Source organism: Mesorhizobium sp. BR1-1-16 (assembly GCF_020165495.1).
Taxonomy (GTDB): Bacteria; Pseudomonadota; Alphaproteobacteria; order Rhizobiales; family Kaistiaceae; genus Kaistia.
This window is the reverse complement of record NZ_JAIUIE010000001.1, coordinates 207,316-220,364: the sequence shown is the minus strand read 5'-3', so window position 1 is coordinate 220,364 and position 13,049 is coordinate 207,316. Positions and strand designations below refer to the sequence as shown.

Genomic DNA, 13,049 nt, shown 5'->3' with positions numbered 1-13,049 from the left:
CGAGTAACCGCGCTTCGCAGTGCTACACGTCGCTTCATCGGGAAGCGTGGAGAATATCGAGATACTCCGCGCGCGTCGCGAGGCGCGGATTGGTGGCGTGGCAGTGATCCTTCAGCGCCTCGCCGGAGACATGCTCCATCATCGCTTCGGTGACGCCCATCGCATCGAGGCCCGACGGCAGTCCGATATCGGCCGAGAGTGCTGCACAGACTTCATCCGGCGGGCCGCCGACGATCTCGGCGATCACATCCCACTTGTCTCCGATCACCGGCCGGTTGAAGCGAAGCACGGCCGGCGTCAGCACGGCGTTCAGCGTGCCGTGATGAAGGTTCAGTTCGCGCACCGCGCCGAGCGGATGGGTCAGCGCATGCACGGCGCCGAGGCCCTTCTGGAACGCCATCGCGCCTTCGAGCGCGCACATCATCATCTCCCAGCGCGCCTTGCGGTGGGCGCCATCCTTGACGGCGGTGCGGATCGCCTTGAAGCCGCGCTTCAGGCCGTCGATGGCGATCGCGTCGGCCGGCGGGTTGACGGCCGGCGCCATGAAGGTCTCGAGGCAATGCGACAGCGCATCCATGCCGGTCGCGGCGGTCAGATAGGGCGGCAGACCGTAGGTCAGCTCCGGATCGCAGAGCGCGACGCTCGGCAGCATATGCGGGCTGATGATGCCGAGCTTGCGTCCCTCGGCGGTGATGATCACGGCCGCGCGGCCAACTTCCGAGCCGGTGCCTGAGGTGGTCGGCACTGCGACCATCGGCACGATATTGCCATGAATCCGGGCCGCGCCGCCTTCGACCGCGGTATATTGCGCCAGCGGACCGGGATGGCCTGACAAGAGGCGCACAGCCTTGGCGAGATCGATCGACGAGCCGCCGCCGAGGCCGACAATGCCGTCGCAGCCGGCTTCCTTGAACAACGCGAAAGCCTTGAGCACGGCTTCCTCGGTGGGATTGGCCGGCGTTTCGCTGAAGATGGCCGGGCGCGCCGAAAACAGCCCCGCCACCCGCTCGACCATGCCAGTGGCGACGAGGCCGCGATCCGTCACGATCAGCGGACGGGCGACCTTGAGCCCATCGAGGATGGCGGGCAGCTTCGCCACAGCGCCTTCGTCGAATTCGATGCGGGTCAGATAGGTGATGAGGGCCATCGCGGCGGGATTCCAGATGCTGGGGGACTTCAGGGCGGCAGGCAAGCGGAGGCGTCCCCTCGCCGGACGTCATCCTGACGAATGCCGCTTGCGAGGGCAACCGATATATGAGTTATTCGATCCGGTCCAGATTTGCGGCGGGGTCGCCGACAGGGCTTGCCGGGCGAGGACAATGGAAATCGCGGGTTTCGCACCAAGAGGTCTGCGTGCTGCCAGCGATCGGCCGCCTCAGAAGGCCGACCAGATATACGAGAAGCTCCGACATGCGATCGTCCGGCTGGCCATGGTTCCGGGCGCCGCCATCTCGGAGAAGGAACTCTGCGCGCATTATGGCGTGTCGCGCACGCCCGTCCGCGAGGCGTTGAAGCGGCTGGTCGACGAAGACCTCGTCGACATGTTTCCGCACTCGGGCACCTATGTCAGCAAGATCTCCTACGAGGTAGCGGAGGAAGGCTTCGTTATCCGCCGGGCGCTCGAAATCGAGACTGTCCGCCGGGCCGTCGCCTTCGTCGATGATGCCGATATCGCGCGGCTCGACGGGTTGATCGCGTCGATGCGCGTCATTCTCCAGCGCGAGGCCCTCACGGACTATATCGAGGTCGACGACGCCTTTCACGGCACGATCGCCGCGATCAGCCGCTATCCGCGCATGTGGAAATTCATCAATCTCGTCAAATCGCATCTCGACCGGATGCGCCAGTTGAGCGCGCCGGTGCCCGGGCATCTCGCAGAAGTCACGGAACAGCACGCGGCGATCGTGCGCGCGCTCGAGCGGCGCAACGCCGATCAGGCCGAACTCGCGATGAAGATTCATCTCGACGCATCCTTCGCTGTGATGAGCGCGATGTACGAGGACGGACGCTATTTCAGGCGCAAGAGCCCGTGACCGGCGGCGCCATCTACAAACCCCACGCGTTCAGGCGCGGATGCAGCGAAGACTGCGCCGCGATTGGAGGAGACGACCATGACGACGCTCAAGGACAGCTACGACATCATCATCATCGGCGCAGGCGTCGGCGGTGGCGCGCTGGCGAACAGCCTCGCCGCGCCCGGCCGCGACATCCTGATGATCGAGCGCGGCCCGCGCCTGCCGCGCGAGCCGGACAACTGGAGCGTCGACGCCATCTTCCACACGCGGAAATACGCCGCCAAGGAGCAGTGGCGCGACCGCGACGGCAAATTGTTCAGCCCAAGCACCTATTACTATGTCGGCGGCAATTCGAAATTCTTCGGTGCCGCGACGGTGCGCTTCCGCAAGCAGGACTTCGAGGAGCTGCAGCACGAGGCCGGCATCGCCCCGGCCTGGCCCGTCTCCTACGACACGTTCGAGCCCTATTACGCGCGGGCCGAACGGCTGATGGGCACGCATGGCGAGGCCGGGATCGACCCGATCGAGCCGCCGCGCTCGGGCCCGATGCCCAATCCGCCGATCGGCCACGAGCCGGAGATCGCCTGGTTCGACGCGAAACTGCGTGCCCGCGGGCTGCATCCCTTCCCGCTGCCGATGGCGGTCGACTATCACGATGGCGGCGCCTGCGCCCGCTGCATGACCTGCGACGGCTTCGCCTGCAAGATTGGCGCGAAAGGCGATGCCGAGGTGCGGCTGGTCAATCCGGCGCTGGCCAAGGGCGGTGTCACGCTGGTCACCGAAGCCTATGTGCGGCGGCTGATCACCGATCCGAGCGGCCGCCGCGTGACGGCGGTCGAGATCGATCATGACGGCGAGACGCGTACCATTTCGGGCGGGACCTTCATCTCGGCGGCGGGCGCGATCAACTCGGCGGCGCTCTTGCTCCGCTCGGCCAATGACAAGCATCCGCGCGGCCTCGGCAACAACCAGTCCGACCAGCTCGGCCGCAACTACATGGCGCACAACAACACCGCCATGATGGCCGTCTCGCCGTTCAAGAAGAACAGGGTCAAGTTCCAGAAGTCGATGGCGATCAACGACTATTACCTCGCCAACAGGGAGAAGCCCTACCCGCTCGGCAATGTTCAGGGGCTCGGTAAACTGCAGGCCGGCATGCTCACGGTTACGGCGCCCTGGGCGCCCGAATGGCTGATGGCTCTTTTCGCCGAGCGGAGCGTCGACTGGTGGCTGATGTCGGAAGACCTGCCCGACCCGGAGAACCGCGTCAGCGTCGATCCGGACGGCCATATCCGCGTTGCCTATACGGCGAACAATCTCAAGTCGCATGGCGAACTGGTGAAGGTCTGGGGCCACCATATGCGCGCGCTCGGCTATCCGATCATCCTCACGCAGAAGATGGACATCAAGGTTGCGATGCATCAGTGCGGCACGGCCCGTTTCGGCACCGATCCGGCCACCTCCGTGCTCGACACCCATTGCAGGGTCTGGGACATCGACAATCTCTATGTCGTCGATGCCTCGTTCCTGCCCTCGTCCACAGGCTTCAACCCTTCGCTGACGATCGTGGCGCAAGCGCTGCGCACCGGCGAGCATCTGTTGAAGCAGATGGGGGAAGATCCTACGGTCGAGCCGTCCAGGCGGCAGGACGCGGCCTGACTTATCCGGCGACAATTTTCAGTTTATTCGGGAGGAACTGAACCATGGCAGCCCCGCGCGATTACACGCGTCTGTTCGATCTCACCGGCCGCAAGGCCATCGTCACCGGCGGCTCACGCGGCATTGGCCGCGCGCTCAGCGAAGCGCTGGCCGCGCAGGGGGCCGATATCGCCATCGTCGTGCGGTCGTCGACCGCGCTGGCGCAGGAACTGGCCGAAGAGTTGAACAGCAGGGGCGGCGATCACTTCGTTATCCAGGCCGACGTCTCGGTGGAAGCCGATGTCGAGCGCATGGCGCAGGAAGTTGCCGCGCGCTGGGGCCGGTGCGACATCCTCGTCAACAACGCCGGCATCATCATCCCGGGCAATGCCGAGACCTATAGCCTCGCGGACTGGCGCACGACCTTGGGCGTCAATCTCGACGGCTTGTTCCTCGTCAGCCGCGAGATCGGCAAGATGATGATCGCCCAGAAGAGCGGTTCGATCATCAATATCGGCTCGATGTCGGGCCGGATCGTCAACTGGCCGTTCCGCCAGGCCGCCTATAATGTCTCGAAGGCCGGCGTGCATATGCTGACCAAGGCGCTCGCGACCGAATGGGCGGAGCACAATATCCGCGTCAATGCGCTCGCTCCGGGCTACATCACCACTGAACTCACGATCGAAGTTCTGCGCGAGCATCCCGAGGTCGCGACCAATCACTGGGCCAAGGACGCGGTGATGAACCGGATCGGCACGGTCGACGAACTGGCCGGCTCGGTCGTCTATCTCGCCAGCGACGCCGCCTCGTTCACCACGGGCGAAGTCATCACTGTGGACGGCGGCCTGACTCTCCGCTGAGTCGGAAAGAACATCTGCAGCGAAGGTGCGGCGCGCTGGCGAGTGCGCCGCCCGAATGCCTCTTACCCCAACGATCGACGGACCTGGAGGGGATAACCCACGCCAACCGATTGACACCAGGCCAAATGAGAACAAAATAGGAACATCTTCTCACGCGGAACGGAAAACATGGGCGCAAGAACCGAACCGGTCGACCCCGAGCAGACGGCACTGGATGAGCGCATCGACGACATCATCGCCATGCATAATGGCGATTGGCGCGCTGCACTGGAGACGCTGCTGATCGTCGCCGACGCACGCGCCGAGACGATCAGCTTTGGCTATGTGCGCGGCCGTGCGCCGGCGCTGCCACTCCTATGTGAGTGACGCCGCTCGGTCAGCCGGACGGCTGGGCATTGCCATCGTCATTCTCGTTGGCATCTGAAAACATGCCGGAGCCGATGGTGGCGTCCTTGTTGATGAGATCGGGACGGGCATGCGGGCCGGCGCTTGGAAGATCGGTGCGCACGTCTCCCTCGACGCCCTCGTGCTGTTCGGCGTCCCGCCAGAATTCCTCGGTCCTGCCCTCCGGGGCGCCAGCCTGCTGCCAGAGATAATAGGCCCGCTCGCGGATGCGTTCGTCGCGTGATGCCATGACTGCCTCCTTCTGCGGTGTCATACCGCGTCGAGGCGTCAATGCCTCTGGAGGCTCAAGGTTCAGACGCCGAGCTTGTCGAGGGCCGCGTCCAGGCCTTCCGGCGAAAAGTCGAAGGTGACCGTCTTGCCGTTTTTCAGCACGATCTCGGTCGAGACTCGCTTTGAGCGCTTCAGCAATTCGACGAAATCGCCGGCAAGCCGCGCCCGGACCTGGCAGGAATGCGCCCCGCAGCCGGAATAAGGCACCGTCTTGGGCTGGCCGTCGCCCATGATCAGCACCATCCCGCGCGACACGAGCACGTCGGTCGGCGTCGTCCAGATGCCATAGAGCCCGCGATCACTACGCTGGATGGTCCAGGACGTTTCCACCGTCGGATCGTCAGCCTCGCGCAGCGCCTGCGACGCCGTGCAGAAATGGCCGTCTTCGCCATCACATGCCGCAGACCAGCCTTCGCCCAGCGGCATAGGCTGTGCCGTGGCGGCGCTGCCCGCCGCCGATGCGACGGCGGCTTGTTGCGGCCGTGCGACCGAGCCCGTTTCCACCAGATCGAGATCGGTGGTGCGGCGCGGTGCCTGAGCCGAGGGATTGACGAGGCGGATGTCGGACGAACTCGGCTGCATGGCGACGACCACCGGGGCCACCGCATCTTCGCTCGGGGCAAACAGATGCCGGGCGGCCTGCAGCGTTTCGTCGGATTGCCAGAGAACGATCGCGGCCAGGAAGGCAACCACGGTCAGCCCTTCGACGACCCTATAAAGGGTCGATTGCGGGTCCGGCGGTTCCAGGTCTTCAAACGAATCGCTCATATGGCCGCTTCAATCCCGACAAGCTGCAGGATCGACCATCGGGAATTATCGTTAACAATTGCTTGAGGGCGGCGGAGGCGGCGGCCGGCCAGAGCAAGCCGGCCGCCATATCGCTCAGCTGTTGCGCCGCGGGGCGAGAAGCGTCAGCGCGTTGATCGTCACCAGAACCGTCGCCCCGGTATCGGCGAGAATGGCGGGCCAGAGACCGGTGATGCCGAGGATTGTCGTGACGAGGAACACCGCCTTCAGTCCGAGCGCGATGACGATGTTCTGGCGGATCTTGGCCATCGTGCGCCGCGCGAGACGGATCAGGCGGGCGACGTCGCCGATGCGGCTGTTGAGGATCGCGGCGTCTGCCGTATCGAGTGCGACGTCGGTGCCTCCACCCATGGCGATGCCGACATCGGCGGCAGCCAGCGCTGGCGCATCGTTGATGCCGTCGCCGATCTTGGCGACATGAAAGCCGGCAGCGCGCAGTTCGGTCACGATGCGCTGCTTGTCTTCGGGCAGAAGCTCGGCGCGGACCTCGATACCCATTTCCGAGCCGACGCGGGTCGCAGCCCGCACATTGTCGCCCGTCAGCATGATCGAGCCGATTCCCATCTGCTTCAGTTCCTGCAGGCCGGCCCCAGCATCGGGCCTTGCGCCATCACGGATCGCGATGAGGCCGAGCGGGATGCCGTCGGCCATCAGCACGGAAACGCTATCGCCGGCCGCCGCCATGGCCTCGGCCTTCGCGCGCGCTTCCTCGTCCAGCGACACGCGGTCCGCGCCCGCGGACAGCGCGCCGAGAAACAGCGAGCGACCGCCGATCCGCCCGGCGATGCCCTTGCCGGCAACAGCCGTCGCGTCGTCGGCAGACGGCGGCGCGATACCGGCTTCGGCCGCGCGGGTGAGGATCGCCTTGGCGAGAGGATGGCTCGATCCGGCTTCGAGCCCTGCTGCCAATGTGAGCAATTCGGTCTCGTCCGCCGTCCCGAACGGGACGAGCGCGCTCACGATCGGGCGACCAAGCGTCAGCGTCCCGGTCTTGTCGAAGGCAACGCGGTTGATTGCCGCCAACCGTTCCAGCACGGCGCCACCCTTCATCAGGAGGCCCTGCCGCGCGCCGGCGGCGAGGCCTGCGGCAATGGCGGCCGGCGTCGAGATCACCAATGCGCAGGGGCAGCCGATCAGCAGGATGGCGAGGCCCTTGTAGATCCATTCATCCCAGGATGCGCCGAGGAGAAGCGGTGGCACCACTGCAACGAGCGCACCCACGACCAGTACGCCGGGCGTATAGACCCGTGCGAAACGATCGATGAAGCGCTCCATCGGCGCCTTCGATTCCTGCGCCTCCTCGACGAGGCGAACGATGCGGGCGATCGTATTGTCGGTGGCCGCCGCCGTCACCTCGACGCGCAGCAGGCCATCGGCATTGATCGTGCCGGCGAAGACCACATCGCCCTCGCCTTTGCGCTTCGGGACGCTTTCGCCGGTGACCGTCGCCTCGTCGATGGCACTCGTCCCCGAAAGGATCAGCCCGTCGGCGGCGATGCGGTCTCCCGGCCGAACGCGGATGATGTTGCCGATTGCAAGTGCGTCGGCGGGAACGGTTGTCGTGGCGCCATCCACCTCCAGCAGCGCCGTTTCCGGGAGGAGTTCCGAGAGCGCGCGGATGCTGGAGCGGGCCCGCCGGGCGGCAGCGCCTTCGAGCATCTCACCGATCAGGAACAGGAACACGACCATGGCCGCTTCTTCGCTGGCGCCGATGGCGACGGCTCCAACCGCGGCGATCGTCATCAGAGTCTCGATCGAGAATGGGCTGCCGAAACGCGCGGCCATGAAGGCGCGGCGGGCGATCGGCACCAGGCCGACCAGCATGGCCACGGCGAACGGCCAGTGGCCGAGCGGCGGAAAAGCCAGCATGACGCCATAGGCGGCGACAATGGCGAGGCCGGCCGCGATGGTCAGGCGAGCCTTGCGCGTCCGCCACCAGGCGATACCGGCAGCCTCGTCGTCCTCGTCATGACCGTGCAATCCGGCCGGCAGTGCGGCGTCGGTGCCAGAGGCCTTGGCGTCAGGCGCATGCGAGCCGTGATCATGGGCGGCATGATCATGATCCGCATGGTCATGGTCGTGGTCGTGGTGATGATCATGGACATGATCATGATGGACATCGTGCTCGGCGGCGGGCGCACTGCGGCCGGCGATGCGGGCAGCGCTGTAGCCGAGCAGCCTGACATCGCGCGTCACCGCCCCCTCGACCGACGTCTCGCTGCGGCGCGCCACCGTCATCGTCCCTGCAGCCACCGAAACCGAAACCTCCAGCACGCCATCGATGCGGCGCACGGCCTTGTCGATCTTGGCGGCGCAGGCGGCGCAATCCATGCCGCCGATGCGGTAGCGCTCCTCGGTGGTCAGCGGCGCGTTCATGGCAATGCCTCTCATCCCTTGCATTCGGATGATGAGAGGCTAAATGCTCAAGCGACTAGAGGATCAAGCAGGAAATTCGCATGCGCGCCATCTCGATCGGCGCCGTCGCCAAAGCGACGGGCGTCAAGGTTCCCACCATCCGCTACTACGAGGATGTCGGCCTGCTTCCCGTGGCCGACCGGACGGAGAGCAACCGCCGCAGCTATGATGCGGCATCGGTCAGCAGGCTGCGCTTCATCCGTCATGCGCGCGATCTCGGCTTCGCCGTCGACGCGATCCGGCAGTTGCTCAATCTCTCCGACCAGCCCGACCATTCTTGCAGTGATGTCGATTCGATCGCGCGGCGGCACCTTGCCGAGATCGATGAGAAGATCGCGCAACTGACGGCGCTGAGGGCCGAGGTCAAGCGCATGGTCGACGAGGGCGAGCATGGCCGCGTTGCCGAATGCCGCGTCATCGAGGTGCTCGGCGACCACACGGCCTGCCTGCACGAGTCGCATTGAGGAACGGGCGGTTTTTCAGGCGGGCGAGACCCTCACCCCTGCCCTCTCCCGCGAGCGAGAGAGGGTCGGGGTGAGGGCCTTGGTCCGGCTCAAACCTTCGGGCGCAGGGCACCCTGGGTGTTGAGATAGACCGAATAGAGGCTGGTGGTGCCGCAGATATAAAGGCGATTGCGCTTGCGGCCGCCGAAGGTGACGTTGGCCACCACCTCGGGAATGAGGATCTTGCCGATCAGCGTTCCGTCAGGCGCGAAGCAATGGACGCCGTCGCCGGCCGAACTCCAGATATTACCGTGAATATCGACGCGGAAGCCGTCGAAAAGGCCATTGTCGCAAGTGGCGAAGCGGCGTCCCGCGCTGACGCTGCGGCCATCAGGGGCCACGTGGTAGACGCGGATATCCGGCGAACAGTCGGCCTTGTGCGTCAGGCCGGTGTCGGCGACGTAAAGCAGCTTCTCGTCCGGCGAGAAAGCAAGGCCGTTCGGCCTGACCATGTCGGTGATCACAGCTGTGACAGCACCGTTGATCGGGTCGATGCGATAGACGTTGCAGGCGCCGATCTCGGAAATGGCGTGATCGCCCTCATATTCGCCGTCGATGCCGTAGCTCGGATCAGTGAACCAGATCGAGCCATCCGACTTCACGACGGCATCGTTCGGCGAGTTCAGCTTCTTGCCTTCAAAGCGATCGGCGAGGATGCGGCGTGAGCCATCATGCTCGATCCGCGTCACGGCGCGGCCACGATGTTCGCACGCGATCAGCCGGCCCTCGAGATCGACCGTGTGGCCGTTCTGATTGTTGCAGGGCGAAGCGAAGACGGAAACCGAGTTGTCGGTCTCGTCGAAGCGCAGCAGCCGGTCGTTGGGGATGTCGGACCAGATCAGGTATTTGCCGGCCGGGAAATAGGCCGGTCCTTCGGCCCATCGGCTCCCGGTCCACAGCTTCTCGATATGGACATTGCCCATCGCATAGCGACGGAACCGCTCGTCCAGCGTTATGAATTCCTTGTCGAGCATGGTTCCTCCGGCTCGTTTCGCTCCCGTGCCGGAGCATACTGCCTGTCATCGCGTTTGGAAGAGGCAAGGACGCCGCGCCAGTCGCTCTTGCAGCCGCAATCGTCCGTGGGCGACAGACTGTTCACCGCAAAAGCGCTTCCCCTCGGGCCGCTAACAGACCAAACAAGCTCACCAAACGCAAAAGGGACTGAGATTCATGACCAAAGTTCTCGTGCTTTATTATTCCGCCTACGGCCATATCGAGAAAATGGCTGAGGCCGTTGCCGAAGGCGCTCGCTCGGCCGGCGCGGAAGTCGACATCAAGCGCGTCCCGGAACTGGTGCCGGATGAACTCGCCAAGGCGTCCTACTACAAGATGGACCAGGCCGCGCCGATCGCCACTCCGGCGGAGCTCGAGAACTATGATGCGGTCATTGTCGGCTCGGGCACGCGCTACGGCACCGTGACCTCGCAGATGCGCAATTTCTGGGACCAGACCGGTGCTCTCTGGGCACAGGGCAAGCTGGTCGGCAAGGTCGGCTCGGTGTTCACCTCGTCGGCGACCCAGCATGGCGGCCAGGAATCGACCATCCTCGGCTTCATCCCCACCCTCCTGCATCACGGCATGATCGTCGTCGGCCTGCCCTACGCCTTCCAGGGCCAGATGGGCCTCGAGGAAATCAAGGGCGGCTCGCCCTACGGCGCTTCGACCATCACCGGCGGCGACGGCGCGCGCCAGCCCTCCGCCATCGAACTCGAGGCCGCCCGCTATCAGGGCGCGCATGTCGCCAAGATCGCCGCGAAGCAGTCCGCCTGATCCCGGGCGCTGCAGATTTCCGTCCCCCATCGTCGGTGACGGATCGAACGCCCCGGCTCGTCCGGGGCGTTCTTGTTTGGGTGTCCGGAACCGCCAGTGGCGGATTTCAGGTTGAAGTGGCAGCCGATGGTCTCTAACTGCCGCTCATGGCAGAGATCTGTTTCGACCGCGACTTTGATCCGCAGACCGGCACCGCCGTGGCGCTGGGGGACCGCGTCCGCCGCGTGACCGCGCCGAACGCCAACCCGTTCACCTTTCGGGGCACCAACAGCTATATCGTCGGTCACGGCCACGTCGCGATCATCGATCCTGGCCCGGACGATAGCGCCCATATCGACGCGTTGATCGCGGCAACGGCCGGCGAAACGATAGACGCGATTCTCGTCACCCACACGCATCGCGACCATTCCGCCGGGGTAGAGCGCCTCAAGGCGGCCTGCGGCGCGCCCGTTCACGCCGCTGGCGCGCATCGCTTCGCGCGGCCACCGCGTCCGGGCGAGGACGCGACGCTCGAAGCTGGCGCCGACCGTGCCTTCGTGCCGGACCAGCAGATCGCGGATGGCGAGCGCCTCTCCGGCGATGGCTGGTCGCTCCAGGCGATCGCGACGCCGGGCCATGCCGCCAACCACATGGTCTTCGCGCTCGACGGCAGCGACATGCTGTTTTCCGGCGATCACGTCATGGGGTGGTCGACGACAGTCGTCGCGCCGCCGGACGGCTCGATGGCCGATTATCTGCGGTCACTCGACGTCCTCGCCGCGCGACCGGAGACGATCTATCTGCCCGGCCATGGCGCGCCGATCGCCGATGCGCCGACCTTCGTGCGCGCATTGAAGGCCCATCGCAAACTGCGCGAGGCAGCCATCCTCGCCCGCATCGAGCGCGGCGACCGCACCATCGCCGAGATCGTCGCCGTGATCTACCGGGAGACGCCGCCCGCGCTGCAAGGCGCGGCAGCGCTCTCGGTTCTGGCGCATATCGAGGACCTCGTGGCGCGCGGGCGGCTCAATGTCATGAGCGGCAGCGGGCTCGCCGCCACCTACTCGCCGGTCAGCTCCGGCTGACGGGCGCCGGCTCTGGCAGGGGCGGCAGAACGCCGTCACCCTCCAAGGCCTGCGGCCGCGCGTCGTCCTCCCCTTCCGGGACGCCCTGCAACGCCGCGTCGAGGTCTGCGAAGAAATCGCGGATGCGTCGCGCATCATCGCCGAGATCATGCGCGCCAATCCGCGAGGCGGAGCGCATGTCGACCAACGCGCCGGAACCATCGGCGATGATGCGGATGACGACATCGGCCGGCAGCGCCAGCAGCAAGGTGCGCGCCGTCGCCTCGATCCATCCGACCTCGTTGTCGCTGTCCGGCGCCCGCGCGTCCGTCACGGTCCAGCCATGCGCCGCGACGAGGCCCGCGATCGCCAGATAAACGCGCTCGGGTGACTGGGGATAGTGGCGTGGCAGGATGTCCGGATAGGCATCGAGCTGGGCGGCCCGCTCGACCTCGTTCGGTAGAGGCCGCATGACGACGCTGTCCGGAGCCGCCGTGAAGAGCGGCGGATCGCTGAGATCGGTCGAGAGATCTGCGATCCGCGGCAGGCGGACAAGATCGACGATGATCGCGGCGGGCACTGCCAGCACCAGCAGCGCCAGCGCCGTCGCGCCGACTGCCGGAGCGGCGCCGCCGCCGCCATTCACCCAGATCGAGCGGAAGGCAACGACTGCGGCCATCAAGGCCAGACCCGCCATCAGCCAGGCGAGGCCGATGACGATGAAGAGCGGCGCCAGAGCGATCATCGAGGCGCGGTGAAGCAGTCCGGCAAGAATGAGCAGCGGGATCGGCAGCGCCGCAAGGCGGAGCGCCCAAATGGCGGCAAGCGGGATCGGGCGCTGCGGACGGCGCATCAGCCGCGCCTCATTGATGCAAGATGGAAATAAAGTGTGAACGCGATCATGTGTCGAAATGGCAACAGAGTACGTCTTTCAAGTCCAAAACCTTGCATGACGAATGTCTAGCCGTCGTTAACGGATTTCTAAAACACGAATCTGCCATATTAAATGATCATATGCGTCATTCGCGCTTGCCAACCGGCGAAAGATCGGAACGGCGACGCGAATACGCCAAGGACTGAAGCAAAGATCATGACCAGCAAAGATCACTCTACATTTACGACCAAAGCACAACGTGAGCAGGAACACGACCTGCGCTCGAAATATGGCGAGCTCGGCAATCCCGAGCTGGTCGCTGCGATCCGCCAGCAGCAGAAGTCCGGAAAGACGGCCGCCAAGACGGCTCAGAAATCCGAACAGATGCAGATGGCCATCGCCGCACGCGAGCAGGACTGACACCTGACACCAGCCCGTAAGGGCTGCAG

14 protein-coding genes are annotated in these 13,049 nt (G+C 65.3%); 8 read left to right on the top strand and 6 right to left on the bottom strand.

Annotated features, from left to right (window positions below; translation table 11 throughout):
• Positions 1-34: 34 nt before the first annotated feature.
• Complete coding sequence (gbd, locus tag LB518_RS01105) at positions 35-1,147, bottom strand: 4-hydroxybutyrate dehydrogenase (protein WP_224572074.1); 1,113 nt, start codon at positions 1,145-1,147, stop codon at positions 35-37.
• A gap of 172 nt (positions 1,148-1,319) precedes the next feature.
• Here gbd and LB518_RS01100 point away from each other — a divergent pair, with 172 nt between their 5' ends.
• The 4 genes from LB518_RS01100 to LB518_RS01085 all read left to right on the top strand — a co-directional run bounded on the left by LB518_RS01100 (position 1,320) and on the right by LB518_RS01085 (position 4,879).
• Complete coding sequence (locus tag LB518_RS01100; protein WP_224572072.1) at positions 1,320-2,033, top strand: GntR family transcriptional regulator; 714 nt, start codon at positions 1,320-1,322, stop codon at positions 2,031-2,033.
• A 78-nt stretch (positions 2,034-2,111) separates the two neighbouring features.
• A complete protein-coding gene (locus tag LB518_RS01095) occupies positions 2,112-3,674 on the top strand; it encodes a GMC family oxidoreductase (protein WP_224572070.1) in 1,563 nt (520 codons plus the stop codon).
• A gap of 44 nt (positions 3,675-3,718) precedes the next feature.
• The gene (locus LB518_RS01090; RefSeq protein WP_224572068.1) at positions 3,719-4,513 is read left to right on the top strand and encodes an SDR family NAD(P)-dependent oxidoreductase; all 795 of its coding nucleotides are present in this window, start codon (positions 3,719-3,721) and stop codon (positions 4,511-4,513) included.
• Positions 4,514-4,681: 168 nt separating this feature from the next.
• Positions 4,682-4,879, top strand: a complete 198-nt coding sequence (locus LB518_RS01085) for a hypothetical protein (protein WP_224572066.1) — start codon at positions 4,682-4,684, stop codon at positions 4,877-4,879.
• A 10-nt stretch (positions 4,880-4,889) separates the two neighbouring features.
• Here the strand turns inward: LB518_RS01085 and LB518_RS24795 are convergent, their stop codons facing one another.
• The 3 genes from LB518_RS24795 to LB518_RS01070 all read right to left on the bottom strand — a co-directional run bounded on the left by LB518_RS24795 (position 4,890) and on the right by LB518_RS01070 (position 8,371).
• Positions 4,890-5,147, bottom strand: a complete 258-nt coding sequence (locus tag LB518_RS24795) for a DUF2934 domain-containing protein (RefSeq protein WP_353619922.1) — start codon at positions 5,145-5,147, stop codon at positions 4,890-4,892.
• Positions 5,148-5,209: 62 nt separating this feature from the next.
• A complete protein-coding gene (locus LB518_RS01075; RefSeq protein WP_224572065.1) occupies positions 5,210-5,956 on the bottom strand; it encodes an invasion associated locus B family protein in 747 nt (248 codons plus the stop codon).
• A 114-nt stretch (positions 5,957-6,070) separates the two neighbouring features.
• Positions 6,071-8,371, bottom strand: coding sequence for a heavy metal translocating P-type ATPase (locus LB518_RS01070; RefSeq protein ID WP_224572063.1), 2,301 nt, complete (start codon positions 8,369-8,371; stop codon positions 6,071-6,073).
• 80 nt (positions 8,372-8,451) lie between these two features.
• On the opposite strand from LB518_RS01070, the gene LB518_RS01065 reads away from it, so the two are divergent.
• Positions 8,452-8,874, top strand: coding sequence for a MerR family transcriptional regulator (locus LB518_RS01065; protein WP_224572061.1), 423 nt, complete (start codon positions 8,452-8,454; stop codon positions 8,872-8,874).
• An 89-nt stretch (positions 8,875-8,963) separates the two neighbouring features.
• Here the strand turns inward: LB518_RS01065 and LB518_RS01060 are convergent, their stop codons facing one another.
• Positions 8,964-9,887: an SMP-30/gluconolactonase/LRE family protein gene (locus LB518_RS01060; protein ID WP_224572060.1), complete on the bottom strand. Its 924-nt coding sequence runs from the start codon at positions 9,885-9,887 to the stop codon at positions 8,964-8,966.
• Between the two features lie 196 nt (positions 9,888-10,083).
• Here LB518_RS01060 and wrbA point away from each other — a divergent pair, with 196 nt between their 5' ends.
• Both wrbA and LB518_RS01050 read left to right on the top strand, forming a co-directional pair.
• Complete coding sequence (gene wrbA, locus LB518_RS01055; RefSeq protein ID WP_224572057.1) at positions 10,084-10,683, top strand: NAD(P)H:quinone oxidoreductase type IV; 600 nt, start codon at positions 10,084-10,086, stop codon at positions 10,681-10,683.
• 146 nt (positions 10,684-10,829) lie between these two features.
• The gene (locus tag LB518_RS01050) at positions 10,830-11,747 is read left to right on the top strand and encodes an MBL fold metallo-hydrolase (protein WP_224572056.1); all 918 of its coding nucleotides are present in this window, start codon (positions 10,830-10,832) and stop codon (positions 11,745-11,747) included.
• Here the strand turns inward: LB518_RS01050 and LB518_RS01045 are convergent.
• Positions 11,734-12,579: a DUF1499 domain-containing protein gene (locus LB518_RS01045; RefSeq protein WP_224572054.1), complete on the bottom strand. Its 846-nt coding sequence runs from the start codon at positions 12,577-12,579 to the stop codon at positions 11,734-11,736. The two genes, LB518_RS01050 and LB518_RS01045, sit on opposite strands and share 14 nt — an antisense overlap.
• 237 nt (positions 12,580-12,816) lie before the next feature.
• Between LB518_RS01045 and LB518_RS01040 the strand changes: the two genes are divergently transcribed.
• Positions 12,817-13,020, top strand: coding sequence for a hypothetical protein (locus tag LB518_RS01040; protein ID WP_224572052.1), 204 nt, complete (start codon positions 12,817-12,819; stop codon positions 13,018-13,020).
• The last annotated feature ends 29 nt before the right edge of the window (positions 13,021-13,049 follow it).